A 26,138-nucleotide genomic window follows, 5' to 3' on the forward strand; every position below is an offset into this window, starting at 1 on the left:
CAACCTTAAATACAACAATAGAGGAAGCTATAAACGCTCCCTCTATTGAAGCTGGCCAAATTGACAGCTTCGTTCATATCAGTATAAGGGCAACTAAGGCTGACTAAAGGCGTCAGCCAAGTTTTCTTTACACTTTAAGAAAGGTAACTTTTTAACAGGGAAGGAATTCGACGCAGTCAAAAAGCTTAGGAATAAAGTATAAGGGCAACTAAGGCTGACTAAAGGCGTCAGCCAAGTTTTCTTTACGTTTTTCCGAAAATACACGCTTTTGCAGTGTGCAGCGGCTAACAGGATTGTTCAGCTTGCACCAGTCAGAGTCAGCGTTATATAGCATATATGCGATGTCTTGCTAAGAAAGCAAAGTGTATTTACAGAAGTGTTTTTTGGATATAGATGAAGTGGTACTATCATATAATAAATGAAAGCTCTTTTCGTAGAGAATGTTGCCCTAAATGAAAGAACGAGCAAAAGGAGTCCATGCACCATGGAAGGAATCAAACAAAAGAGAAGAGTCATCCTTCACGTTGATATGAATAGCTTTTATGCCTCGGTGGAAGCCGCACTGCATCCGGAGCTCAGAGGAAAGCCGCTTGCTATCGCCGGCAACGTGCAAGAGCGCAAAGGCATCATCGTGACTTGCAGCTATGAAGCAAGAGCGATGGGCATCAAAGCTACGATGCCGCTTTGGCAGGCGAAAAAGCTGTGTCCTTCTCTTATTGTGAGACCCCCATCGTTTGAACATTACCGCGACTATTCAGCACGGATGTTTGATGTGCTGCGAGAATTCAGCAGCCTCGTGGAGCCGGTTTCCATTGATGAAGGTTACGTGGATATTACCGAACATGATGATCATCCTGTCAACGTCGCGTCCAAAATACAAGAAAAGCTGATGATTGAACTGCAGCTTCCTTGCAGCATTGGCATTGCACCCAATAAATTTTTAGCAAAGACCGCTTCGGATATGAAAAAGCCGATGGGCATCACTATTTTAAGAAAGAGAGATGTACCGTCGCTTCTTTGGCCTCTTAAAACAGGCGAGATGCACGGAATCGGAAGAAAGACAGAAGAAAAGCTGAACCGGTATGGCATCGTAACAGTGGGAGACTTGGCTAAAGCCGATGTGTATGCGATGAAACAGCGGTTTGGCATTAACGGAATCAAGATGGTAGAGCGGGCAAACGGAGTGGACGGGCGTCTTGTTGATCCTGAAGCGGCAAGCGATCATCAGTCTGTCGGAAGTTCAACCACTCTTTCTCACGATTTTGAACAAGAACACGAACTGCTTCCCGTTTTGAAAACGTTATCTGAAAAATTGGCAGTCCGGCTGCACCGCAAAGAGCTTGTATGTCTTGCCATCACCATTACGATTCGATACGGAGACCGTAAAACGATTACAAGAAGCCGGAAGCTTTTAAATCCTGTTTCTTCCGCTCAGGAAATTGAGCATGAGGCTGTCCGACTTTTTAAAGAGCATTGGAATAGCGAGCCTGTCCGTCTGCTCGGGGTTTCGGCCTCACAAGTACAGACGATTTCAGATGCTGTTCATCAGCTTGATCTTTTTACACTTGAGAAGGAAGAAAGGAATATCCGCCTTCATGAAGTGATGGAAGAGATCAAGAGAAAGCACGGCGACCGCTCCATTTTCCGAAGAAAAGATCATAAGGGATGACGTTTTTACTCGCGGTCTCAATGGTAACTAACGAGCCATGTAAGCATTGTGTCTGTATTCCTTCGTTCACGAAACGGAAAGTGAGTTTGAGAGGACGTCACCTTAAGGAACAGGGGGATTTTCATGAGAAAAATGCCTAGTATTCGTTCTATGTTAGGGGCATGTGCACTCGTTTTTTTGTTTGCACTGCTCGCGTTATACTATGAGTCCGTTTTTTTACGAAAATATGACCTCCTGTTGATGAACGCTGTATCGCAATTGCAATCCCCAATGCTAGATCAAGTATTTATTCTCATATCTGACAGCGCCTCTCGTCCGGCTGAATTTTTCCTGCTGACTCTCTTTGCGATATGGTGTGCAACAGTCAAAAAAAGAGCAGCGGAACCCTTGCTTTTAACGGCTGCACTGGTTGGAGTCCGATATATGAACAGCTGGCTGAAGGATGTTTTCGAACGTGACCGGCCAGCGTTTCAGCCGATCATTGACGCGCCTGGCTATAGTTTTCCGAGCGGACATGCGATGATCTCGCTGGCTTTCTTTTTCCTTCTCATCATCGTGTTGACGAATATCATTTGTCTTACGGAATGGAAAGCAAAAACAGCGTTAGTGCTGACAGGAATTTTTGTATTCTTAGTGGGACTGAGCCGTGTTTATCTGGGTGTTCATTATCCTAGCGATGTCATCGCCGGTTTCATAGCCGGAACAGTGTGGCTGATGCTTTCATTATCTGTTTACAGGCGGCTGCCAAAACCGAATGATTAAAGCCAATGATGAAGGAAAAGTAAAGCACCGCGGATAATCAAAAAATCAGGATCCCACATCTTCACTGTGACCATTTGTTTGGTCTGCCTGGACTACTAGGCAGCCGTTCTTTTATGCAAGCTGAGGATGAAAGGGAGATTTACGGTCCAGAAGGAATCAAAGCGTATATTCATGCATAGGTGGAAAAAAGTGGATTTTATTTTCTGTATTTCTTCGTCCGTCCGTTTTCCGAATGGAAGAAAAGATCAGCTCTCCGAAACGGAAAGCATATCTTTTCAGGACGAGTGAAAAGAAGCAAGAACGCTGTTTCCGCGTAAGCCAAAAAGCTCATGTCAACTCATCTATCGGTGCGTTTTCTATTTCTCAATCCGTATCTTGCTCATCATTTTGCTGCGTATTCTGTTTTTGGCTGTGTATAAAGAAAAGACCGTCTCAGAGTCAAAAATCAAGACTGAGGCGGTCTTTTCCTGTTCACATTCAGCGGTGCTTACCACCCGCGTTCGTATTGTTTTGGAGGATCCAGTTCTGTGCGGAGCTCGATGGCTGCCTGCCGCGGCCAGTATGGGTTGCGAAGCAGCTCGCGGCCGATAAATACAAGGTCGGCTCGGCCGTTGCGCAAGATTTCTTCTGCCTGCAGTCCGCTCGTAATCAAGCCAACCGCTCCTGTTAAAATTTGTGCTTCTGTTTTGATTTTTTCTGCAAATGAAACTTGATATCCCGGAAATACCGGAATCTTGGCTGGCACGACGGCACCGGAACTGCAGTCGATCAGGTCGACGCCGTCTTCCTTCATCCATTGTGCTAAAACAGCATAATCCTCAATCGTGCTCCCATCTGGATGATAATCATGCGCTGATATGCGGACAAATAGCGGGCCGTCCCAAACGGTTCTTACCGCACCGATAATGTCCTGAAGAAAACGGTACCTTTTTTGCTGGCTGCCCCCATAGGAGTCGCTGCGCCTGTTAGTGAGCGGCGATAAAAATTCATTGATCAAATAGCCGTGCGCCGCATGAATTTCAATGACGTCAAATCCGGCCTCTTTAGCGCGCCTCGCCCCTTCTTTAAACGCTGCGACTGTCTCATTGATCTGCTGTAAGGTCATTTCTTCAGGCTGCTTCATACTTTCATCGAACGCAAGAGGAGAAGGGGCGATGATCGGACCGTCGATCATCGCTTTTCTGCCGGCGTGAGCAATCTGAATCGCTGATTTAGAGCCAGCACTGTGGATTGCATCACTAATCATCTTCAATCCTTCTATGTGGCTGTCATCCCAAATGCCAAGGTCATTGGCTGATATTCGTCCCTGCTCCGTTACAGCTGAAGCTTCGAGCATAATGAGCCCTGTTTGCCCCATTGCTCTCGATTGGTAATGGGTAACATGCCATCCTGTTGCTCGGCCGTCTTCATCGGCACAAGAATACATGCACATCGGGGACATGACGATGCGGTTTGGCAACGTGACATGTTTGATGGTAATCGGTTCAAATAATAAAGCTGACAACTGCTCCACTCCCTGTGTTTTTCTTTTACCGTATCATAAAGAGCGCCTGCTTCAAAAAAATATGCATGATTTTCACAGAACACGTGCGGCGTCTTTCATTCTTTGTCTCAACTCGATGGCCGTCTGCAGGTCGTCCGTGATCACTGCGTCTGTCTGCCATTTAAAGAAATAAGAAAGCCATTTTTTGCTATTGACGGTATAAGGGCGAACATTGATTCCTGCGATTTTATAGCCTTGCAGTATTTCAGGGAATAAGGTCTTATAATAAGGATGCGCGCTGCGAGCACCTAAAAACCGGGCATAATGCCAAGGCTCAAAAAGGCCTGACGAGTAGAGCGGTGCCAGATCGATATGCTCATCAAGAGTACGGAGTGTTTTTATGCTGTAATGGTTAAAGGAAGACAATGTGACTCGTTCAGAAAGTCCATAGTGGCGGACAAGATCAAGCACCTTCTGTTCCAATCCTTCATAAGGGATGATGTTGTTTTTCAGTTCAATGTTAATTTGCAGAGGAGTAGCCGCACACCACGATAAGAATTCTTCAAGTAGAGGAATGGTTTCACCCGCATAGTCAGGGTGAAACCAACTCCCTGCGTCTAGTTTCCTCAGCTCGTTCGCACGATAGTCACACACGGATCCTTTTGCACCAGTCGTCCGCTTTAACACTTCATCATGAATGATGACAGGAGTGCCGTCCTTTGAAAGCTGAACATCCATCTCAATTCCTTCTGCACCCCATTCCAGCGCCTTTTTAAAAGCCGACATCGTGTTTTCGGGAGCTTCCCTAGATGCTCCCCGATGGGAAAAGATGAGTGTCATCCCAATTCACTCCTGACGAGTTCATTTTTTTACAATGTACCCCAAATAGAAGAAAAAGACTCTTCATCCAGTCGGATAAAGAGTCTACGAGCGTTTTTTAAAAGTGGGCTGTTCAATAAGAGCCCCTTTTTCAGCCATCCAATGAATGAATCGAAGTTCCTTTTCCGTGAGAGACCGTTTCGTGAAACGTTCAAACTGTGTTTGCAGTTCAGAAATCCGGCTGGTCGCTGTTGTATGTGAAGACAATAGGCTAACCTCCCTGTTGGTCAACTTCTTGCTTTTAATGATAAAGCGCGTTCCAGTTAATGTCAATTCGAATCGTGGGACAAGAAGTTTGGATATCAGACAAATTGCGCACCCTATAAAAAAAGGGATGTGACAAGCAGATGAAAAAATGGATCTTATCCGCAATAGCCGCCGTCTTGTTCTTTTCTGTTCCTGTACCGCTGTCAGCCGAGGAAATTCCGGCAGCAAACCCGCCTGATTATGTGGAGCCGGCTTACGCAAAATGGGGCCGGTTAGCTGTTTTTGAAACAGGGAAACGATACCCAGCATGGAATATCGTCGATTATTTATACGTCGGTAAAACATCAGCCAACGCCGATTCCGATATTCAGACGTTTAAATTGTGGCTCAGAAAAGACGGCAGAGAAATGGGAGTCATTGTGACCATCACCATAACCAAAAGCGGTGTCCTTAAACGTATCGCGTTTCGTGAAACCTCTCAATAACAACTAAGAGAGCTCCTGTATCTGCAGGAGCTCTCTTTAACGTTTATCTGGGCTAAGAATGGTATACTTTTCTTTAGAATCATTAAAGCTTTTCAGGAATGCTGGTAAAGGAGTACATAAATCATGGATCGCATTATTAAAATAACGGTTCCCACCCCTTTTGCCGTAGGGGACGTAAACGCATATTTGATTGTGGATGGAAAAGAGCTAGTACTAGTCGATGGCGGGCCATTTACAAAAGATGCAAAAGAAGCACTCACTGCGGAAGTATGCCACGCCGGGTATCAGATGCAGGACATCAAGGCTGCCGTCATAACACATTATCACCCAGATCACGCGGGCCTCGCTCATTGGCTGCAAAGCGAATTTGGGACGAAAATTGTGGCTAGTTCGGGTAGTGTCCCTTTTTTCAGCGATGATTCCGCCTTTTACGAAAGCCGGCTATCGTTTTACAGCAAGCTGTACAAGACCCACGGAATGCCGCAAGACCTTGGGGAACATGAGCTGAAGAAGTTGAAGCATTACAGAAGCTTCTGCCCGTCATTTCTTCCTGACATGATTATTTTCGGCTCATCACTCTCGATCCTGCCAGAGTGGGAGGTTCTTTATGTTCCAGGACATTCACCTGATCATATAGCGCTTTATAACTCGGCTTCCAGCGAGCTGATCGGCGGCGATGTCCTGCTGCCGCACATATCATCCAATGCGCTCATAGAGCCTGACCTTGACGGTTCTACAAGGCTAAAGACATTGCTGCAATACAGAGAAACTCTTCAACATATTCGGACTCTCGAACCGCAGACAGTATATCCTGGACATGGCGACGTGTTCCATAATGCTGCCGCTCTTATTGAGCAAAGACTGAACGATCATGAACAAAGAGCTCAGCATATACTCAGAATCATAACAGAAGAGCCAAGTACAGCATTTTCGGCCGCGGCTCAACTGTTTGGCCGCTTGTATAAAAAAGAAGCGGGGCTTGTGCTGTCAGAGGTCCTTGGGCATCTGGACTTGCTTGAGGAAAGAAAGCTCGCAATGCATGAGCTTACGATAGAAAAAGTGAAGCACTATTCGGCAGGGGTGAAGCTATGAAAAAATCGTTAGACGGAAAACACGTTATCATTACGGGCGCTTCTGGCGGACTTGGCGCTCAGATCGCCATGGATTGTGCAAAAAGAGGGGCCATTCCTGTTCTGCTCGCGCGCAGAGCGGAACAATTAGATACAGTGGCACACCTAATACAAAATCATACCAACACCATTCCGATCACCATAAAACTGGACGTCACAGACCGCAGCGAAGTGAAACACGTGTTTCAGCAGCTTCTAAAGAATCTTCCGTCAGTAGATGTGTTGATCAACAATGCCGGCTTTGGGGTTTTTGAAGAGTTTCATGAAGCGAAATGGAACAGTGTGGAAGGGATGTTTCAGACAAATGTGCTCGGCTTGATGGCATGCACGCAAGAAGTGCTTCCGGTGATGCTCAGACAAGGCAGAGGACATATAATTAACATCGCCTCACAGGCGGGCAAAATATCGACGGCAAAATCCACCGTTTATGCCGCATCAAAGCACGCAGTGTTAGGTTTCACAAACGGATTGCGGATGGAAGTGGGTGATCGTGGCATCGCGGTTACCTCCGTCAATCCAGGACCGATCGCGACCGACTTTTTCACTATTGCAGACACATCTGGAAACTATGTTAAGAATGTGGCGAGATACATGCTCAAGCCAGAAACGGTTTCCCATGAGATCATGAAGGCAATCGAAAAGCCTGTTCGAGAGATTAACCTGCCGCGCTGGATGGGCATCGGCAGCCGCCTATATCAGCTTATGCCGTCAGTTGTCGAAAAAATAGGCGGAAAAGCATTCAAACAAAAGTGACTATAATTTTATTATGTTAACTGTAAGGGCGCATTTTTAAAGCAGCCGTGACTTATGCAATAAGTCACGGCTGCTTTTTTACACGCTAAAAAAGCATAATTTTTTACCAGAGAAGAAATTTGATGCAGTCAAAAAAATTAGGAAAGTAAAGTATACGTGTATCTTAGGCTGACGCGAAAGGCTTGGCGTCAGCCAAGTTTTCTTTAAAATTTTTTAGCGCCATTGGGATTTCCAAATAAACCTAGGTTTTCTTTGATGAGAGCAGGGTACGTACTGCTTATGGAGGTGGTCATGTGGGAGACGTGGTATGGCTTATTGCCATTTTTCTTTCTAGGGTATGCGACATGAGTCTCGCTACCTTCCGGACAATCCTGCTTGTACGAGGAAAGAAATTTCTAGCGGCGGTTATCGGCTTTTTTGAAGTGCTCATTTTTGTCGTCGTATTGAGCAAGGTGATGAACAGTTTGGATTCGCCTCTGCCTATCCTCGCTTATTGTCTAGGATTCGCGTTTGGCAATTATGTTGGAGGGTGGCTCGAAGGTAAGGCAGCACTCGGAAACGTGCTTGTTCAAGTGATCTCGAAAACAGAATCCGAAAGTTTGATTCAAATGGCACGCAATAGAGGGCTCGGAGTTACGGTCATTCCTGCGGAAGGTCTCTCAGGCCCTAAAAAAGTAATCAACGTTCACGCTAAAAGAAAATGGCTTGATGCCATGCTTAAAGAAATCGGGAAAATTGACCCTTCTGCCTATGTGTCTATTTACGATTCACGACAGACAGTCGGCGGCTTTTTTGCAGCGAGCAAAGGAAAAAAGTCCTAAACGCATAGGGCTATTATACTGTTTAACGTTTGTTATTTTGAAGAAAAGGGAATAAGTAGCTTATAACCGACAGAGAGAAAAGAGGAAAACACGATGAAAAAATATGTGCTTATGATATCCGATCACGGTGACCCTCTTGCAAAACTTGGAGGCAGCCAAGCCGGCGGGCAGAATAATTACGTTCGCCAGCTTGCTCTATCGCTTGAAAAAAGAGGCTGGACAGTTGACGTCGCGACTCATTGGTGCGACAAGAACGCACCTCAAGTGGAGGCGTTCGGTGAACGGTCCCGTGTTATCCGCATAATGGCTGGATATAAAGGCTTTGTATCCAAAAATGAACTATTTGAGATGATGCCCGCTTTTTTCAAAGAGATGGAAGAGATTCTTCCCCTCGATCAATATGACCTGATCCATTCGCATTATTGGATTTCTGGAATTCTTGCGCGGCAGCTGCGCAGAAAATACAATATACCTTTCATCCATACGTCGCATTCTCTCGGAATCGCACGCCAAAAGGCGACAGGTGAGGCAGACGAACGAAGGCTTTCCTATGAAAAAGGAATCCTTCGTTCGGCAAACCGTGTGATCGCGACAACGGATAATGAAAAAAAACTGATCTATGAATTCGTGAAACAGCCTGCTCCCGTTGATATTATCCCAATCGGGGTGTCTCCGGCATTCAAGCCCTATCCGCAAAAAAATGTCCGACAGGAGCTTGGTATCACTGGACAGAATATCGTTTACGCAGGGCGTCTAGAAGAGACGAAAGGGGTTAAGACGCTTCTTCACGCATTCCGCTATCTTGTAAAGGTCGGCGATCTGCCAGAGGGAACGAAGCTATACTTGATCGGCGGAGACCGCGATCAGATTGACTCGGACGGGATGCCGGTACATGAAGAATATCGCGCGCTCGTTAAAGGATTAGAACATAAGGTCACGTTTTTAGGACCGAAAAATCAAGAGGAGCTTGCTCTTTATTTCAGTGCGGCAACATGCAGTGTGGTTCCTTCGTATTATGAATCGTTCGGCATGGTGGCAGCTGAGGCTCAAGCATGCGGATGCCCCGTAATCGCTTCTCGTGTGGGCGGACTGCAGGATGTCGTCGCGGAAGGAGAGACCGGTCTGCTTGTCCGTCCGAATGATGTGGAAGATCTTGCTCTTACCCTCGAAATCCTACTTCAGAACGAACTGATCACGAGCCGGCTCGGCAAGCAGGCAGCAAGACGTGCTGACCATGTGTTCCGCTGGCCTGCAATCGCGCAGAAAATTGAGACAAGCTACAAGGAGGTTCTCTCCCATGCCGCAAAAAAGCGTTTCACATCTTCTAGCTACTGACCTTGACGGCACGTTTGTCGGAGAAGGAGAAGAGCTTCGCAAGCTTCTTCTTCACTTTGAAAGTCTAGAGGAGAATGTCACTCTTGTCTATGTAACGGGCCGCCATTTGCAATCTGCAAAACAGCTGATTGACGAGGAAGGACTGCCGTTTCCGGAAGTTCTTATCACAGACGTCGGGTCGGCACTTCATGATTTTTCTGATTCTGAAATCGGAAACGAGTGGAAAGCGAAGATCGAGGAAGGATGGGAGCCTGAACGGGTGCGCGCCGCTGCCCGACAGATAGAAGGACTTCGTGAACAGGAGCTTCCTGTTTCGTGCCGTGTCTCGTTTTTCGCAGAAGATCATACGTGTGCGGAGGAGTTAGAAAAAGCTCTTCGTTCTTCCCGCATCCCTCATCAGTTTGTCTACAGCTCGGGACGAGATGTCGATATTCTTCCCTTACAAGCTGGTAAAGGAAAAGCCTTGTCTTATTTGATACAAAAGAAAAAATGGCAGGACGCGAATGTCTTGATCGCTGGTGATTCTGGGAATGACCTTGATATGCTGTTGCTGCCCTATCCTGCTGTCATTGTCGGCAACTGCCAGGAGGAGCTGAAAAATGTGAGCGGCGATTTGATCTACCGTGCGAAAGGTCATTGTGCCGCTGGCATACTGGAAGGATGGAAGCATTATTTCAGCCGAACAGATACCCGGCTTGCAAAATGAAAGAAGCGTTCTTTTCTCATCAGAAAAGAACGCTTCTTTTTCTTTTGTTAGCAGCAGAATCTTCTCGGTTTCGCCGTGATTTTTTCCTCATCAAGCAGAAGAAAAAAAGGTGAAAAATTTTTCCATTGTGATAAGAACATATATTCGGTTAAAATGGGTATACATAATAATAAGAACGAGCGTTCCCCTTTCGACTGGCAACTTTGATGGCTGAAAGGGGAACAGCCATCAAAAGTCTATTAAGGCGGCAGAAAAGTGTTCTTTAGAAAGGAAGTGGCAAGGTGCTTGATTATAGTAAGCTTCCGAAGCGGTCAATTCTTTGTTTAGATATGAAAAGTTTTTATGCAAGCTGTGCGGCGGTACGCCTCGGGCTGAACCCTCTTACCTGTCATCTGGCGGTGGTCGGGGATACAGAGCGGCAGGGGAGTGTGGTGCTTGCTGCCTCTCCGATGATGAAGAAGGACTTTGGCATCCGCACGGGAAACCGGCTGTTCGAGCTGCCGAAAGACCCGCGCATCGTCGTCGTGAACGCTCAAATGGCCTTCTTTTTGGAGCGTTCCATGGAGATTACGAAGCTGTTGAACCGGTTCGTGCCAAAAGAATCCATTCATACGTATAGTGTGGACGAGAGCTTCATCCAAGCAGATGGGACAGAAAGGCTTTGGGGGAGTCCGCATATGCTCGCCGAACGCATCCGCCGGGATATTTGGCAGGAGTTTGGACTGCCGTGTGCCATTGGCATCGGACCAAATATGCTCATGTCAAAGCTCTGTCTCGATCTTGAGGCAAAAGCAGAAGGAATTGCTGAATGGACGTATGATGATGTGCCGAATAAAATTTGGAGCATCTCGCCTCTGAGCAAAATGTGGGGAATTGGCTCTCGGGTAGAGAAAACGCTGAACCGGATGGGAATCATGAACGTCAAGGATTTGGCTCATTACCCGCTGGATCTGCTCGAAAAGAAGTTCGGCATTATGGGAAGCCAGCTTTATTATCATGCATGGGGTGCTGATCTTTCTGAAATCGGAGCGCCGATTCTGCAAGGGCAGATCAGCTATGGGAAAAGCCAGATTCTGATGCGTGATTATCATGATCCACAAGAAGTAAAGCATGTCATTTTAGAGATGTGTGAAGAGGTGGCACGGCGCGCCCGCCGCGCAGGCCGTGCCGGGCGTACGGTCAGCCTCGGAATCGGATACAGCCGCGATGAAGGCGGAGGCGGTTTTTACCGGTCAAAAACGATGGAGCAGCCGACGAACATTACGATGGATCTGTACGGCGTGTGCCTCGATCTGTTCCATGCTTTTTATCGGAATGAGACGGTTCGAAAAATATCTATCTCTTTATCAAACGTTTGCCAAGACAGCGAAACACAGCTTAATCTCTTCGAACTTGATCAGCCGAAAAAGAGGAAGCTTGGATATGTGATGGATGAGATCCGGCAAAAGCATGGCTATTCGTCGCTTCTGCGAGCTGTTTCATACACGAAAGCGGGAACAGCGCGCCATAGAAGCACGCTTCTTGGCGGCCATAAGGCATGAAGGGGGCTTAAAACAGGATGATCCGCGACAGAGGGAATATAAAATGGACATCCATGATGCTTCCTGAGCATGTGAAGCTGCTGCGGACACATGAAGAGGAAGCGGACAGAATGGAACAGCCGCATATGGATGAGCAGAAGCAGGAAGAATGGGAGGAGCTGCTGTGCGAGGCGATGGCAGAAAACCGCATGCTTCGCATTGACTGTTATAAAGACGGGAGAATCGTTCAGGTAGAGGGTGCCGTCCATTTTCTGGATGAAATAAAAAAAGAGATCCGGATCATAACGGTTTCCGGGCAGCGCGCAGCGGTCAAGACCGCGTCTATAACAGAAATGAGGTTCAGCGAATAAGCGCTGAACCTCATTTTTTGAATGTAAAGCGTTGACAAGACAAACCTTTTACACTGCTTTCGCTTTTAGAATTCTAAGAAGCTGTTGATCTCCGTTACAGGTGCACGCCATCCGCTAGCCAAGCGCCTTTGGAAGGTCTCACCTGTCTCACTCCCACTAGCTGGATAAGGAAGGCGTCGCAGCAAGACATCAAACGCAAGAAAATGTGCCTTTCATTTCGAGGAGTCGGCACCTTTCACTCCGATCAACTTTTTAATGAGGTATTCAAAGCAGATAAAGTTAAGGCCATCTAAATGTCACTGTAAGATAACATTCAAACAATCCTTATAGATAAACTAGTGAAACAGGATGTACTACAAAGAGGAGATCCAGCCTAAAATTTGCACAATCGACTTTTCTGAAGCAACAATCTCTTCGAAAAGAGTCTTTCTAAAGAAAAGTAAAGCCTGCTGATCAGCCGAAGATTTCTGTTAAGTAAATCATCACAAGAAGTCCTGTGATAAAGGAAAGGGTAGCCGAGCGGGCATGGCCGTCCCCGTGGCTTTCTGGAATGAGTTCTTTGTAGACGATAAAAAGCATGGCGCCGGCAGCGAACGAAAGACCGTACGGTACAAGATTTTCCACGTAAGAAGTGAGCATATAGCCGCCGAGTGATGTGATGATTTCGACTGCCCCGGTCATCGTTGCGATAAGAAACGCTTTAACTCGGTTCATGTTTTGATTCACAAGAAACAGTGCGACGAGCAGGCCTTCCGGTGCGTTTTGAAGACCGATGGAGAAAGCGATTAATCCGCCTAGCGAGCTGTCTTCAGTCGCATAGCTGACACCGACAGCCAAGCCTTCAGGCAGGTTGTGGAGAGTGATGGCAGCGATGATCAAGATGGCCTTCGCATCGATTCCGTGAAACGTTTTTGAATGATCAAGATCCATGTGGGGCACGAAACGTTCTAATAAAAGAAGCGTCAGCGTGCCGGCTGCGATTCCGGCCGTCAAAACGAACAGATTAGACATATCAAGTGCCTGAGGAATCAGGCTAAAGGTTGAAGCGGCCACCATGATGCCGGCTGCAAAAGCAAGAAGGATATCCCGCCATTTGTGGGTAGCGTTTTTCAGCACAAGAACCGGCAAAGCTCCCGCACCGGTGGCGAGAGCAGAAAGAATGCTTCCGAGCAAAACGGATTCCAATATGTATGAACCTCCTTGAGGAGTAAAGATGCCCATTTACAGAAAAATGGGTGCTTGTCCCTTTTAGTATAGCGTGAATTGCTTTTTAATAGAAGTAAGCGTGGTAAACACGTTTGAAACATGGAAGTGAGGTGCGTGATGCACAAATGAAAAAGATAATGATTGATCCAGGCCATGGAGGAAGCGATCCGGGTGCAGTCAATAAAAGTGCGCAAGAGAAAACATTCAACTTGTCAATCGCTTTAAAAATAAGAAACTATTTAAATAATCATTTCGAAGTGGATGTGCAGATGACAAGGAGCACAGATGTTGGAATGGAGCTGAAAGAAAGAACAGATAAAGCGAATGAGGCCAATGCAGATGCGTTTCTCTCCATCCACCAGAACAGCGGCGGAGGAGAAGGATTCGAAAGCTATGTATATAATGGCGGGGTCTCTAAAGAGACATTAGCTTTCCAGCAAGCGGTGCACGCCGAGATCGCTCCCGTCCTGAAGAAGTATGGAGCGAGCGACAGAGGAAGAAAAAGTGCTAATTTCCATGTATTAAGAGAGACGCGCATGATGGCTGTGCTGCTAGAAGTCTTGTTTTTGGACAATGAAAAGAATCTGGCGCTTTTAAAAAATGAAACGTTTCAGCTAGAGGTGGCAAAAGCGGCAGCAGAAGGTACAGCGAAAGTGCTGAATTTGCCGCGCAAAGCAAATAAGGTCATCTATGCGGTCATCGCGGGCTCATTTGAAGATAAGAGCCTCGCTGAACAAAGGGTGCGTATGCTCGCGGCTAAAAAGATCAATTCTTACATCGACCAAGAGACAGCAGGCGGAAAAACGCTGTACCGTGTCCAGTCCGGTGCATTCGCTGAACGAAAATTTGCGGAGGACCACGTAAGGACGATAAAAGCCTCTGGGGTAAGCGATGCGTATATAATAAGCAAAGGAGAATCACAGCCGTCACCGCAGCCAGAGCCAAAGCCAAAGCCAGAACCGAAGCCAGAACCGAAGCCAGAACCGAAGCCAGTGAATCCTGACGGACTGACAATTGAAGGCGTAACGGCACTTTCGGCAGAGGAGATGGACGCGTTCGTCAGACGCACGAATCCAGATGCTCCAAAGCTCGCTCACCTGTATATACAGATTGGTGCAGTTTACGGCATAAAAGCAGATATCGCTTTTGCTCAAGCCATTCAAGAGACAGGCTATTTCAGGTTCGGGGGCAGTGTGAAGGCTGAGCAGCATAACTATGCAGGCCTTGGTGCGTATGAAAACGGAAAATCAGCTGTGTTCAAGAATCCTCAAGAAGGAGTTCTCGCTCATATTCAGCATTTGTTCGCTTATGCGACGGTGAAGCCGCTCCCTTCTGGTTATCCGCTCATCGATCCACGGTTTCGCTATGTGACAAGAGGAAGCGCGGTCTCATGGAAGCAGCTGAACGGGAAGTGGGCCGTTCCAGGGAACGGATATGCAGAGCAAATTCTGGCTATTCACCGCCAGATGGTTTCATCTGTTCTTCAGCCGTTGAAGAACCGTGTGCAAAATTTGGAAAAAAGACTGGACGAAACAAATTGATGAAATGTAAACTAGTCTAGCGGACACTGAAAAAGTTCAGATTCATCAACTCTTGATAAAACGAAGGATTATGCGGTTCACACATGATTTCCAGTTCACTGTCAGGATAGATGGATAGTGCGATAAGACCGAGCAAGCTCTTTCCATTGGCGGTATGTCCGCCTTTTTTTACATAGACATTTTCTTCATATTTCTCAAAGAAACGGACGACTTTCCCGGCATTGTCCGCAAAAAGCGGAGCGGTGCAGATCACTTTCATTTTAACAGCCTCCTAAGTAGCATATCTCAATGTATGGATATGTTTAAAAGAAGGGAAAATGACACGTATAACCTATTTTGCCATAAAACTTGGAGTTGAGCGGATGGAAAGAAAACATAAAAAACGAGTGCTGGCTGCCTGCCTGCTTGTCTGTGCAGGGCTGGCTCTGTATGTTGTTCATGATAAGTATTTTCACATATCGCCTAAAGATTTCAAGAATTGGATTCTTTCGTGGGGATGGGCGGCACCTGCTGTTTTTATCATTCTTTATGCCTTTCGGCCGTTCGTTTTGTTTCCTTCATCCGTTTTTGCAATGACCGCAGGACTAGCTTTCGGATTTGGCTGGGGAAGTTTGTATACATATTGCGGTTCGCTTGCAGGCGGGCTGCTTACCTATCTTGCGGTTTCTCGTTTTGGGACCTTTAAAAAAGCAGGGCAGTGGGAAGGGAAATACAGCAAGATCAGAGAAAACATTAAAAAAGAAGGCTTTATTTATGTGCTGCTCCTCCGCCTTTTGCCAGTTTTAAACTACGATCTAGTCAGTTACCTTACATCTGTTTCCAAAGTGAGGTTCAGAGATTATGCGCTGGCCACAGCGGTCGGTATCATACCGGGCACGCTCGCTTATACGTATTTTGGTACATCAGTAACAAGCGGGAATAAAGGAGCTGTTTGGGCAGGAGTCGGTGTACTGCTCGTTCTTGTCGGCATCCCTATTTTATTAAAAAAAAGAATGCAAAAGAAAATTGGTCTTTAAAACGCGCTGCTCCTTTGCGAAGCAGCGCGTTTATTTTTTATAACATTATTGCAGCTGATGCTGAAGTCTGTCCAAAAACGCATCCGCATCGCTGCCTTCTGCAATGACAAGAAAGGATTCCCCTTTTTTCAGCGTCAGAAAAAAAGAGACGAGGCTTGCGAGGTGCTGTGCGGGCAGTGTCATCCCTTCCTTTGAGATAAAGACTTTGCTTTTGTATTTATGGGCTGTTTTCATTAAGCTTACAGCTTTGGCGACAGTGATGCGGTCGTTGGCAGAGTAGGTTCGTGAAGAAATGTTTTTCATTGTGGATGTCCTCCTAAAAATATCGTCTTAATCACTTCTACCCTTCTCTAGTTCTGCATAAACCGGCAGCGGGAGTAAAATATGCTGTTAAAGGGCCTGCATAAGATTTCTGTAAAAAATTACGCCTTAAAAAACGGGGAAAGCGCCGGCTAACAGAAAAAAGGCAGCATCGCCTCGTCTTCGAACGAGTGGATACTGCCTTTTAACGGGGCCGTACGATAGTTTCCTGTAAAGTTTAAAGTGCTGTTCCTTTTTGCTTTAGTTCACGCTTTACTTGTCTGCGATAGAAGATCTCGTAAAGAACAGGAACGATGATCAATGTCAGCAATGTGGATGTTGTGAGTCCTCCAATTACGACGACGGCAAGCCCTTTAGAAATAAGGGTTCCAGAAGAAGTCGTAAACGCCAGCGGGATGAGTGCTGCGATTGTCGCGAAAGCTGTCATCAGGATCGGACGAAGGCGCGTCTTCCCAGCTTCAAGCAGTGATTCGCGTATCGGCATGCCTTTCAACTCGCGGTTTTGTCCGATACGGTCAACGAGTACGATCGCGTTAGTTGTCACAATCCCGATCAGCATCAGCACACCAATCATGGCACTGACAGAAAGCGGCTCGTTGATCAAGTACAATCCACCTATCGCGCCCACTGGCACGAAGAGAAGGGATGAAAGAATAATGAAAGGAATACGTGCTGCTCCGAATGTGATCAGCATCGTCAGATAGACGAGTCCGATCGCAACAAGCATCGCAAGACCAAGATCAAGGAACGTATCCATCGTTTCTTCACTTCCGCCACCGCCTTCGAGAGAGACAGATTCAGGAAGATCTATTTTCTTTTTTACATCATCGATGACTTCAGCCGTCACTTTTTGCACGTTATCGCCTTTTACTTGTGCAGAAACTTGGGCGTATACTTTTCCGTCGAGCTTTTGTACACTCGTCACGGCTTCTTTTTCTTCTACAGAAGCTACATCAGAGATCTTAACCGGGCCAGCACTGCCGAAGACGGTCATGTCTTTGATCTCATCGAGCGAAGTGACATCACGGTCGTAGGATAAACGCAGTTTCTTCTCCTCGCCGTTCATCTCCATTGTACCCGCGTCGACCGGCTTAGTCGCATCGCTCACGGCTCCGAGAATCGCGAACCCGGAGACGCCTTTTTCGGCAGCTTTCTCCGTGTTGATGGACACTGCCCACTGAGTTTGCTTATCTTCAAAGTTGTTGGAGACCGCTTTTAAATCTTCGTTAGATTTCATGTATTCTTCCACGTCACTAGCTGCTTTTTGCAGAGCATCCAAATCATTGGAGTACAAGTCGATCGTAACTTCATTATTGGATGGAGGACCTCCAGAAGAAAGCTCCTGAAGCGAGATGACCGCTTCTTTTTCTTCAGCTGTCACGATTGTCTTGATTTCATTTTCGAGCTCTTTCAGTTCTTTTTCTACACTTGCTTCTTTTTCTAAGTTAATGAAGTAGTTAGCCACGTTCTGGCGTTTCAATCCGGTCTGGAAGTCACGGCTTCCGATGCCGGCCGTTACGTCTTTGATCGTTTCGCGGGTAGCGAACATTTCTTCTACTTCAAGCGCAATTCTGTTTGTTTTATCGACATTCGTACTCGCTGGCAGCTCAATGTTAACGGTCAGAGTTTTCTGCTCCTCGTTCGGCAGGAACACCATGCCAAGACCGGATGCAAGGAAGAATGAACCGCCAAGCATCGCGAACGACACGATCAGCACAAGCACTTTATGATTAAGGGATGCAGAAATCGCTTTTTCATACCAGCGCTGCAACAGGCCATCGTTGTTTTCCGGCTTTACGGTCTTGAAAGCAAATTTGGCTAGGATCGGCACAATGGTTACAGCCACGAGCAGTGATGCTAGCAGCGCGAACACGATCGTCAAGGCGAACGGAAGGAAGAATTCTCCGGTGATGCCGCCAACGAGGCCGAGCGGAAGGAACACGACTACTGTTGTAAGAGTAGACGAGACAATCGCTTTTAGGATTTCTTGCGTCGAGTTAATGACAAGCTCATTTCGGTCATACACGCCGTCCGTTTTGCGGATTCGTCGGAATATGTTTTCGATGACAACGATCGAGTCATCCACGACACGGCCGACCGCTACAGCCATTCCGCCAAGCGTCATGATGTTTAGCGTAATATCAAGACGGGCAAGGAATATGGCCGCAATTAATAGAGAGAGCGGAATCGAGATGATGGCAATGATCGTCGCCCGCACGTTGCGCAAGAAGATCAGCACGGCGATAGAAGCAAAGAGTGCACCGAACAAGCCTTCTTTTACAAGAGTGTTGACGGAATCTTTGATGCCTTCTGCCTGGCCGAAGCCAATCGCATAATCCAATTTGTCATCATATTTATCTTTTTTCAGTACAGAGATAACTTTCTCAGCCACTTCAACTGTGTTGGCATCCTGTTTTTTCGTTACAGCCATAGAAAGCGACTGTTTTTCGTTGTAGCGCGTGATCTCATTGACATCATCTGCTTCTTTTACCACAGCGATGTCACTTAGTGAAATGCTCTTTGGTGCAGCATTTTGCTGCGGTGCACTTGCTGGAGGACCTCCTGGTGCTGCACCTGTCGGAGGACCGCCGGGACTTTGCCCTTGAGCAGGCGGGCCTTGCTGTGATGCTGACGAGAGAGTAATGGATTTCAGTTCTTCAATTGTTTCAACCTTTTCTTCAACCCTTACAGGCACGGTGATGGAGTCTTTCGTTACCGTGCCGGCAGGGAACGAAAGGCCGCGTCCTTCAATCGCCTCTTTAATGGCGTTTAGTGTGATGCCGTTCTGTGCCGCTTTTTCTTTATCGACCGAGACAGAAAGGAAGGTTTCTTTTATACCGCCGACAGAGACGTTGTTGATGCCTTGTATTTTCTTAAGTTCAGGAACAAGTTCATCCTCAACAAACGGCTGGATGTTTTCATCGCCGCTTGCAGGGAAAAGAGAGATATTATAGATCGGAACAGAACCGAATGAAAAACGGTTCACTTCAACTTCAGCATTCTCCGGAAGTTTCGCTTCCTTCACGAGTGCGTTTACTTCGTCTTCCACATCATCCATGTTGGCAGTGAACGGGAACTCCATTGAAATGATGGAGACGCTCTCTAGTGAGGAGCTTTTAACCGTTTTTACATCTTCTAAACTCTTAAACTGTTTTTCAAGCTCTTCTGTTACTTGTTTGTTCACGTCCTGCGGTGAGGCGCCCGGATAGACGGTCTGCACCGTAAGCTGCGGAAACTCAACATTCGGCAAAAGATCTACCTTAAGCGACCGGAATGAGAAGAGGCCGCCAATAATAAGCAGAAAAGAAATGATAAAAACTGCAAACGGATTTTTTAAACTGAATTTCGTTAGCCAGATCATGATTTCCTCCTAAAATAGTTTATATGTGTATTTTCACATATGTATAAGTTTAATATAATAAATATGACAACTATATTTCAAGTATTTTACTCGTTTGATTTGTGAAAAATATGTTACAATGCAAAACAGACACTTTGAAGAAAGAAGGGGCGTTATGGCCTTACGTTATGCATTGCTGGGGCTTTTAGCCAAAAATGAGGCGACAGGATATGAACTGAACCATCAGTTTAAAGAAACGATGATTTATTTCTGGAGTGCTCATCACACGCAAATTTACAGGGAACTGCTGAAGCTCGAAGAAAACGGCCTCGCGCAGTCGAAACACGTCCACCAAACTGATGCACCCGACAAAAAGATCTACAGCATCACAGAAAAAGGGCGTGAAGTGCTTCAAGCATGGCTGTTAGAGCAGCCTTCTGTCACTCCGAAGCTGAAAGATGAATTCTTGCTGAGGGTATCCCTGTTCCAAAATCTGCCTACAGCAAAAGCAGTCGAGTACCTGCAGACGAGCAAGGAGCAGCACAAGCAGGGAATACAGATGATGAAGGAATGGCGCGGGATGAACTATCCTGATGGTTTGTATAAGAAAAGCGACCTCGGAGAATATTTGACGAGCGGCTTTGGTCTGAAATATATGGAGAGCTGGGTAGAGTGGTGCGATTGGGCTATTACAGAACTGGAAAAACGAAATGGAGATGAATAGAATTGAAAATAGAATGGAGCAATGAAGCGAAACAAAAAGCAGTATCTTGGCTTGAGGGAAAGAAAGGCGTGCTGAAGCTGCAGTACGACACAGAAGGCTGCGGCTGCCTCGTGAGCGGGATCGCCGCACTTTGGCTCGTGGATGGACCAGGTGAGAACGACGTCCTTGCCGAAAGTGCTGACCCTGCTATTTATTATGACAAAACAACGTCTGTGTTTTTTGATGAAGCCTTGCTGATCGGCTTGAATTCGAGCGGAACATTCATGCTTAAAAGCAAAAGCCAAATATTGAACCCGCGCATGAAAATGATGGCCGTTTCGCAATAAATAAAAAGCCCCTCTGTCGAGCATGCTGAAAAGCAGCCGAAACAAACGGAGAGCGCTGAAAAACTAAAAGTCAGAGGCTCGCATGTGGTTTCCGATGCGGAGTTCTGACTTTTTTTAAACTTTAAGAAAGGCTCTTTTCGCAGAGATTGTTGCTAATGACTGAACGACTATGAGAAGCATTGAACTGTTGCTCAATACGCTATCTATGAGGATTGCTTGTATATTATCATAAAATAACTTCCTCTAAATCGTTACCTTAATCGACATTGAATACTTCATTGACAAGTTGATCGCAGTGAAAGGTGCCGACTCCTGCGGGATGAGTGAGAAGGTGAGACCCTTCAATGGCGCGTGCGACGAAGGGGCTCACCGCTCACCCCGCGGAAAGCGTGCACCTGTAACGGAGATCAACCTCTTCTCGAATTCTAAAAGCAACAATGTTTACGAAAACAGCCTTAAGAAAAAAACTTTTTAACAGAGGAGAAATTCCACGGTGTCTAAAAGTTAGGAATGAATTAGACGTGCAACTAAGGCTGACATTAAAGGCTTGGCGTCTGCCATTCACCTTTTGTTTTGGTGTGTGGTGATGAAAAAGATAAATACATGCGCTTCAGTCTAACTAAAAATGCCGGCATTGCGGGCGAGCCTGTACTGTCTGCTTTCGATCGGCTTCGCTACATGTCTAGAAATATAGTCGACTGCCTCTAGCAGAGGCTCCATCTGAATGCCTGTCTGGATTCCCATGCTGCTGAGCATATGTAACACATCTTCTGTCGCGACATTCCCTGATGCTCCGGGAGCAAACGGGCATCCGCCAAGCCCACCGGCAGATGCGTCGAACCGGTTCACGCCGGCCTGAAGAGCAGAGAAGATGTTAGCAAGGCCAAGACCTCTTGTATCATGAAAATGTGCGGTTAAAAGTGTGGCAGAGCGTAAACGATGTTTTAAGAGACTGAACAATTCGAACACTTCTTTAGGAGTAGCCATGCCGATCGTATCGGCTACACTGAGCTCATCCACCCCGAACTCTTCAAATTTTTCACATACCGCAAGAACGTCCTGCTCGTCCACTTTTCCTTCATAAGGACAATAAAAGGCTGTTGAGATACATGCTCTCACAAAATAGCCTTTATTCTTTAAGTCACGAATTAGAGGTTTTAATTCGTCCAGACTTTCCGCAGTCGTTTTGTTGATATTCTTCTGATTGAACGTGTCGCTGACTCCGACAAAGACAGCTGTGTTCCGGCAGGAAGTTTCCAAGAGCCGCTGAATGCCGCGTTCGTTCGGTGTGAGGACAAAATTTCGCGTGGCATCCAGGCAAGAGGCCAAGATTTCTTCTGAGTCCTTCATTTGCGGCACCCATTTCGGAGAAACGAAAGACGTGAGCTCCATCTCTTGAAAACCAGCTTTTTTTAGTTTTTTAATAAACTCGATTTTGGCAGCTGTTTCAACAAAATTCCTCTCATTTTGCAGGCCGTCTCTAGGACCGACTTCGATGATGGATGCTCGTTCTGGAAGTTCCATGTGTACCCTCCTTAAAGTGTAAGCGCTTTAAAATTATTTTACATACAGTGCAACCTACCTTGCAATATATTTTAATCACTTATGTTATGATAATGGGGAATATTCAGACTATCTATAGAGAGGGAGGAACCAGATGTATAAAAAAACGGAAGCAGTAATTGTAAGCGCTGTCAGGACACCTATCGGAAATTTTATGGGTGCTCTGCAGAGTGTGTCAGCCGTAAAACTTGGTGCGCTCGTTATCTCAGAAGCACTAAAAAAAGCGAATGTTAATCCAGGAGATGTTGATGAAGTGATCATGGGCAATGTCCTGCAAGCGGGGCTAGGCCAGAATCCGGCAAGACAGGCTGCTATCACTGCAGGAATTCCGGTTGAAGTGCCGAGCATGACGATCAACAAAGTGTGCGGATCCGGACTGAAGGCGCTTCATCTTGCGTGCCAGTCCATCTGGCTTGGTGAAAGTCATATCGCTGTGTGCGGAGGAATGGAGAACATGAGCCAGTCGCCATACATCATGAAAGATGCCCGAAGCGGACTGCGTATGGGAGACAGCAAGGTGGTGGACACGATGGTTCATGACGGACTATGGTGTGCGTTCAACGATTTTCATATGGGCATGACGGCTGAAAACTTATGTGAAACACATGGCCTCACAAGAGAAGAATTAGACACTTTCGCGGCGGAAAGCCAGCGCAAAGCGGCGGCTGCTATGGAATCGGGGCGCTTTTCAGACGAGATTGTTCCGGTTGAAATCCCCGTGCGAAAAGGCGATCCGGTCATCATGAAAGAAGATGAATATCCGAAAAAAGGAACAACAGCTGAAAAACTCAGCAAGCTGCGTCCTGCTTTTAAGAAAGATGGAATGGTAACCGCAGGCAACGCATCAGGCATCAACGACGGAGCGGCAGCGCTTGTCGTGATGAGCCGCGAGAAAGCAGAGAAGCTTGGCCTCGTGCCGCTCGCTGTTATAAAGGCGAACGCGAGTGCCGGTGTTGAGCCTCACGTGATGGGGATAGGTCCGGTTTCTGCGACAAATAAAGCGCTGGAAAAAGCAGGGCTCAATCTGTCTGATATGGATTTAATTGAAGCGAATGAGGCGTTCGCGAGCCAGTCACTCGCTGTAGGAAGAGACCTCGGAATCGATCCTGCCAAGCTGAACGTTAACGGCGGCGCGATCGCGCTCGGTCATCCGATCGGAGCGAGCGGAGCACGCGTGCTCGTGACGCTCGTACATGAAATGCAAAAAAGGGAAGCACGCTATGGGCTTGCCACATTATGCATCGGCGGCGGCCAAGGTGTAGCAACAATTATTGAGCGTCCTTAAATAGAGAGGAGAGTCTAAAGTGAAACCAATACTAGACAGTGCACGTGAAGCGGTAAAAGATATTCAAGACGGTGCGACTTTGCTAGTCGGAGGATTCGGACTTGTCGGCATTCCAGAAAACCTAATTCTTGCACTCGAGGAGAAAGGGGTAAAAGATCTGACCGTAATCTCGAACAATTGCGGTGTGGATGACTGGGGGCTTGGCCTATTGCTTAAAAATAAGCAGATTAAAAAGATGATAGGGTCATATGTAGGAGAGAACAAGGAATTTGAACGCCAAGTGCTCGCAGGAGAATTGGAAGTCGAATTGATTCCTCAAGGAACACTTGCCGAGCGCATCCGTGCCGGCGGTGCTGGCATTCCTGCATTCTTCACCCCTGCAGGCGTAGGAACGCCTGTGGCAGAAGGAAAAGAAACGAGAACGTTTGATGGAAAAGAATACTTGATGGAATACGGTCTTACTGCTGACTTTAGCTTAGTGCGTGCAGCAAAAGGCGACAAGGCAGGCAACTTGATTTATAACAAAACGGCAAGAAACTTTAATCCGATGATTGCGGCAGCGGGAAAAACAACGATTGCAGAAGTTGAAGAACTTGTGGAGATCGGCCAACTTGACCCAGACAGCATCCATACTCCGGGTGTTTATGTGCAGAAGATGATTGTCGGACGCCAGGAAAAGCGAATCGAGCGTCTGACTGTTAAACAAGGATAGAGAGGAGATACATATATGAACACGCGCGAAAAGATTGCAAGACGAGCGGAAAAAGAAATTCAATCAGGTTTTTATGTGAACCTCGGCATTGGCATCCCGACGATGGTCGCTAACTATATTTCTGATAACAAACAAGTCGTACTGCAATCGGAAAACGGCCTTCTTGGAATCGGTCCGTTTCCTGAAGAAAACGCAGTCGATCCTGATCTGATCAATGCAGGGAAAGAAACGGTAACCGCTATTCCCGGCGCCTCTTACTTTGACAGCGCCGAGTCTTTTGGCATGATCCGCGGCGGGCATATCGACATCGCCATTCTTGGCGGGATGGAAGTCTCGGAAACTGGCGATCTCGCTAACTGGATGATTCCAGGCAAGATGATCAAAGGCATGGGCGGTGCGATGGATCTTGTTCATGGTGCGAAAAAGATTATTGTGATAATGGATCATGTGAATAAAGCAGGAGAAAGCAAGATATTGAAAGAATGCAAGCTGCCGCTTACAGGAAAAGGCGTCGTGCAGCGCATTATTACTGATCGTGCAGTGATGGATGTGACGGACAACGGTCTCGTTTTAGTAGAAACAGCAGAAGGATTCAGCGCAGAAGACATCCAAAATTGTACAGAAGCAGCACTTACTATTTCTGATAAGCTGCAATTGCATGCTTACTAAGTAAAAAAGGGTATAGGATAACAGCTGCGTTAAATCATGGCAGATGCATGTGGTAAACTCGTGTATCTGCTAATGATCTCGGGCTTACTATTAGTTAAGGAGATGGAAAGGTATGCAGTCAGTTTTCCTGATGGAAGGGGCACGTACAGCGTTCGGTGCCTTCGGAAAGCAATTTAAGGATATATCTCCAGTGACGCTCGGATCTGTAACGGCGGTCGAGGCGATGGGGCGCGCGGGGGTGGAGCCTGGCGAAATCGAGGATGTAGTATACGGAAACGTGATCCATTCTTCGACGAACGCTGCTTATTTGGCGCGGCACATCGCGCTTCGTTCAGGAGTCCCGCAGGAAGTTCCGGCGATGATTGTTAACCGTTTATGCGGATCTGGACTTCAGGCTGCTGTTACATCAGCGAGCACAATCATGACAGGTGATGCAGACATTACACTATGCGGCGGCTCGGAAAATATGTCGATGAGCCCCCATGCGTCGTTTTCTCACCGGTTTGGCGGGCAAAAATACGGTGCCTTGCAGTTTGAAGACATGCTGCTTCATACACTTACTGATCAGCATATTGGAATCGGAATGGGCATAACAGCGGAAAACTTAGCGAGCACATACGATATTTCCAGACAGGAGCAGGATGAATATGCAGCACTCTCTCAGCAGCGCGCTCAAAAGGCGACGATGGAAGGAAAATTCGCTCAAGAAATCGTCGGGGTACCGGTGAAATCTGGTGATGCGATGAAAGATGAATCGATCCGCGGTGAGACTACGTCAGATCAGCTTTCGTTATTGCGTCCGTCATTTGATAAAGCAGGCACAGTTACAGCCGGCAACTCTAGTACGATAAATGACGGTGCGGTTTCGCTTATCCTTGCAGGAGAAAAAGCCGTTTTCCGAAGAAATATGAAGCCGCTCTCGAGAATCGTGTCATGGTCTGTTTGCGGTGTTGATCCATCGATCATGGGAATCGGCCCCGTTCCAGCAATTCATTCGGCGCTTGCAAAGGCTGGCTTGAGCATCGAAGACATCGATCTTGTTGAAGTGAACGAAGCGTTCAGTGCGCAATATCTAGCTGTTGAGAAAGAACTTGGTCTCGACAGAGCACGCACAAACGTGAACGGAGGGGCGATCGCGCTCGGTCATCCGGTCGGAGCGAGCGGTGCAAGGCTGCTTCTGTCGCTGGCATATGAACTGAGAAGACAGCATAAGCGTTATGGTGTGGCGAGTCTTTGCATCGGCGGTGGGCAAGGGATCGCGATGGTCATTGAAAACGTGGCACACTAATAATTGATTTGAAAAAGACGATCATT

At 46.8% G+C, this 26,138-nt stretch carries 26 protein-coding genes and 1 pseudogene; 19 read left to right on the top strand and 8 right to left on the bottom strand.

What is annotated here, in order from left to right:
* Positions 1-484 precede the first annotated feature (484 nt).
* The 3 genes and pseudogenes from ACFQPF_RS05570 to ACFQPF_RS05580 all read left to right on the top strand — a co-directional run.
* Positions 485-1,669: a DNA polymerase IV gene (locus tag ACFQPF_RS05570; protein ID WP_379747419.1), complete on the top strand. Its 1,185-nt coding sequence runs from the start codon at positions 485-487 to the stop codon at positions 1,667-1,669.
* Positions 1,670-1,792: 123 nt separating this feature from the next.
* Positions 1,793-2,431: a phosphatase PAP2 family protein gene (locus ACFQPF_RS05575; protein WP_379747421.1), complete on the top strand. Its 639-nt coding sequence runs from the start codon at positions 1,793-1,795 to the stop codon at positions 2,429-2,431.
* Positions 2,432-2,469: 38 nt separating this feature from the next.
* Positions 2,470-2,601: pseudogene (locus ACFQPF_RS05580) on the top strand (ribonuclease Z); the annotation flags it as partial.
* Positions 2,602-2,918: 317 nt separating this feature from the next.
* Here ACFQPF_RS05580 and namA read toward each other — a convergent pair.
* The 3 genes from namA to ACFQPF_RS05595 form a co-directional block, all read right to left on the bottom strand.
* Complete coding sequence (gene namA / locus ACFQPF_RS05585; protein WP_379747423.1) at positions 2,919-3,935, bottom strand: NADPH dehydrogenase NamA; 1,017 nt, start codon at positions 3,933-3,935, stop codon at positions 2,919-2,921.
* Positions 3,936-4,007: 72 nt separating this feature from the next.
* Positions 4,008-4,754, bottom strand: a complete 747-nt coding sequence (locus ACFQPF_RS05590) for a glycerophosphodiester phosphodiesterase (protein WP_379747425.1) — start codon at positions 4,752-4,754, stop codon at positions 4,008-4,010.
* Between the two features lie 84 nt (positions 4,755-4,838).
* A complete protein-coding gene (locus ACFQPF_RS05595) occupies positions 4,839-5,000 on the bottom strand; it encodes a hypothetical protein (RefSeq protein ID WP_379747427.1) in 162 nt (53 codons plus the stop codon).
* Positions 5,001-5,140: 140 nt separating this feature from the next.
* Here ACFQPF_RS05595 and ACFQPF_RS05600 point away from each other — a divergent pair, with 140 nt between their 5' ends.
* The 8 genes from ACFQPF_RS05600 to ACFQPF_RS05635 all read left to right on the top strand — a co-directional run bounded on the left by ACFQPF_RS05600 (position 5,141) and on the right by ACFQPF_RS05635 (position 12,121).
* On the top strand, positions 5,141-5,485 hold the full coding sequence (locus ACFQPF_RS05600; protein ID WP_379747428.1) for a DUF3889 domain-containing protein: 345 nt from the start codon (positions 5,141-5,143) through the stop codon (positions 5,483-5,485).
* A gap of 123 nt (positions 5,486-5,608) precedes the next feature.
* Entirely contained in the window at positions 5,609-6,577 is a 969-nt protein-coding gene (locus tag ACFQPF_RS05605) for an MBL fold metallo-hydrolase (RefSeq protein ID WP_379747430.1), read from the top strand.
* Positions 6,574-7,368, top strand: coding sequence for an SDR family NAD(P)-dependent oxidoreductase (locus ACFQPF_RS05610; protein WP_379747431.1), 795 nt, complete (start codon positions 6,574-6,576; stop codon positions 7,366-7,368). The genes ACFQPF_RS05605 and ACFQPF_RS05610 overlap by 4 nt, the downstream gene beginning before the upstream one ends.
* Positions 7,369-7,661: 293 nt before the next feature.
* Positions 7,662-8,189: a DUF2179 domain-containing protein gene (locus ACFQPF_RS05615; RefSeq protein WP_379747432.1), complete on the top strand. Its 528-nt coding sequence runs from the start codon at positions 7,662-7,664 to the stop codon at positions 8,187-8,189.
* A gap of 93 nt (positions 8,190-8,282) precedes the next feature.
* A complete protein-coding gene (locus ACFQPF_RS05620; protein ID WP_379747434.1) occupies positions 8,283-9,524 on the top strand; it encodes a glycosyltransferase in 1,242 nt (413 codons plus the stop codon).
* Positions 9,487-10,230: an HAD-IIB family hydrolase gene (locus ACFQPF_RS05625; protein WP_379747436.1), complete on the top strand. Its 744-nt coding sequence runs from the start codon at positions 9,487-9,489 to the stop codon at positions 10,228-10,230. The genes ACFQPF_RS05620 and ACFQPF_RS05625 overlap by 38 nt, the downstream gene beginning before the upstream one ends.
* A 281-nt stretch (positions 10,231-10,511) precedes the next feature.
* On the top strand, positions 10,512-11,771 hold the full coding sequence (locus tag ACFQPF_RS05630; protein WP_379747438.1) for a Y-family DNA polymerase: 1,260 nt from the start codon (positions 10,512-10,514) through the stop codon (positions 11,769-11,771).
* A 17-nt stretch (positions 11,772-11,788) separates the two neighbouring features.
* Positions 11,789-12,121: a YolD-like family protein gene (locus ACFQPF_RS05635; RefSeq protein WP_379747440.1), complete on the top strand. Its 333-nt coding sequence runs from the start codon at positions 11,789-11,791 to the stop codon at positions 12,119-12,121.
* 453 nt (positions 12,122-12,574) lie between these two features.
* Here the strand turns inward: ACFQPF_RS05635 and ACFQPF_RS05640 are convergent, their stop codons facing one another.
* On the bottom strand, positions 12,575-13,306 hold the full coding sequence (locus tag ACFQPF_RS05640; RefSeq protein ID WP_379747442.1) for a ZIP family metal transporter: 732 nt from the start codon (positions 13,304-13,306) through the stop codon (positions 12,575-12,577).
* Positions 13,307-13,452: 146 nt separating this feature from the next.
* On the opposite strand from ACFQPF_RS05640, the gene ACFQPF_RS05645 reads away from it, so the two are divergent.
* Positions 13,453-14,868 carry an N-acetylmuramoyl-L-alanine amidase gene (locus tag ACFQPF_RS05645; RefSeq protein WP_379747445.1) on the top strand — a complete coding sequence of 472 codons (1,416 nt, stop codon included), beginning with the start codon at positions 13,453-13,455 and terminating at the stop codon, positions 14,866-14,868.
* 16 nt (positions 14,869-14,884) lie between these two features.
* Here ACFQPF_RS05645 and ACFQPF_RS05650 read toward each other — a convergent pair whose 3' ends face one another.
* Positions 14,885-15,127, bottom strand: coding sequence for an HPr family phosphocarrier protein (locus tag ACFQPF_RS05650; RefSeq protein ID WP_379747447.1), 243 nt, complete (start codon positions 15,125-15,127; stop codon positions 14,885-14,887).
* A 103-nt stretch (positions 15,128-15,230) separates the two neighbouring features.
* On the opposite strand from ACFQPF_RS05650, the gene ACFQPF_RS05655 reads away from it, so the two are divergent.
* Entirely contained in the window at positions 15,231-15,884 is a 654-nt protein-coding gene (locus ACFQPF_RS05655) for a TVP38/TMEM64 family protein (protein ID WP_379747449.1), read from the top strand.
* A 45-nt stretch (positions 15,885-15,929) separates the two neighbouring features.
* Here ACFQPF_RS05655 and ACFQPF_RS05660 read toward each other — a convergent pair whose 3' ends face one another.
* Positions 15,930-16,187, bottom strand: a complete 258-nt coding sequence (locus ACFQPF_RS05660) for an HPr family phosphocarrier protein (protein ID WP_379747451.1) — start codon at positions 16,185-16,187, stop codon at positions 15,930-15,932.
* 235 nt (positions 16,188-16,422) lie between these two features.
* Complete coding sequence (locus tag ACFQPF_RS05665) at positions 16,423-19,566, bottom strand: efflux RND transporter permease subunit (RefSeq protein ID WP_379747453.1); 3,144 nt, start codon at positions 19,564-19,566, stop codon at positions 16,423-16,425.
* Between the two features lie 154 nt (positions 19,567-19,720).
* Here ACFQPF_RS05665 and ACFQPF_RS05670 point away from each other — a divergent pair, with 154 nt between their 5' ends.
* Both ACFQPF_RS05670 and ACFQPF_RS05675 read left to right on the top strand, forming a co-directional pair.
* Positions 19,721-20,269 (top strand): PadR family transcriptional regulator, encoded by a 549-nt coding sequence (locus ACFQPF_RS05670; RefSeq protein ID WP_379747455.1) that lies wholly within the window; start codon positions 19,721-19,723, stop codon positions 20,267-20,269.
* 2 nt (positions 20,270-20,271) lie between these two features.
* A complete protein-coding gene (locus ACFQPF_RS05675) occupies positions 20,272-20,595 on the top strand; it encodes an iron-sulfur cluster biosynthesis family protein (RefSeq protein WP_379747457.1) in 324 nt (107 codons plus the stop codon).
* A gap of 615 nt (positions 20,596-21,210) precedes the next feature.
* On the opposite strand, the gene ACFQPF_RS05680 is transcribed toward ACFQPF_RS05675, so the two are convergent.
* Positions 21,211-22,119 (bottom strand): hydroxymethylglutaryl-CoA lyase, encoded by a 909-nt coding sequence (locus ACFQPF_RS05680; RefSeq protein ID WP_379747459.1) that lies wholly within the window; start codon positions 22,117-22,119, stop codon positions 21,211-21,213.
* A 133-nt stretch (positions 22,120-22,252) separates the two neighbouring features.
* Between ACFQPF_RS05680 and ACFQPF_RS05685 the strand changes: the two genes are divergently transcribed.
* From ACFQPF_RS05685 to ACFQPF_RS05700, 4 genes are all read left to right on the top strand, one after another.
* Positions 22,253-23,443 carry an acetyl-CoA C-acetyltransferase gene (locus ACFQPF_RS05685; protein WP_379747461.1) on the top strand — a complete coding sequence of 397 codons (1,191 nt, stop codon included), beginning with the start codon at positions 22,253-22,255 and terminating at the stop codon, positions 23,441-23,443.
* Positions 23,444-23,462: 19 nt separating this feature from the next.
* A complete protein-coding gene (locus ACFQPF_RS05690) occupies positions 23,463-24,155 on the top strand; it encodes a CoA transferase subunit A (RefSeq protein WP_379747463.1) in 693 nt (230 codons plus the stop codon).
* 15 nt (positions 24,156-24,170) lie between these two features.
* Positions 24,171-24,824 carry a CoA transferase subunit B gene (locus tag ACFQPF_RS05695; RefSeq protein ID WP_379747465.1) on the top strand — a complete coding sequence of 218 codons (654 nt, stop codon included), beginning with the start codon at positions 24,171-24,173 and terminating at the stop codon, positions 24,822-24,824.
* A gap of 112 nt (positions 24,825-24,936) precedes the next feature.
* Positions 24,937-26,112 (top strand): acetyl-CoA C-acetyltransferase, encoded by a 1,176-nt coding sequence (locus tag ACFQPF_RS05700; RefSeq protein ID WP_379747467.1) that lies wholly within the window; start codon positions 24,937-24,939, stop codon positions 26,110-26,112.
* Positions 26,113-26,138 lie beyond the last annotated feature (26 nt).

It is taken from the genome of Fictibacillus iocasae (assembly GCF_042665465.1).
Lineage (GTDB): Bacteria > Bacillota > Bacilli > Bacillales > Fictibacillaceae > Fictibacillus > Fictibacillus iocasae.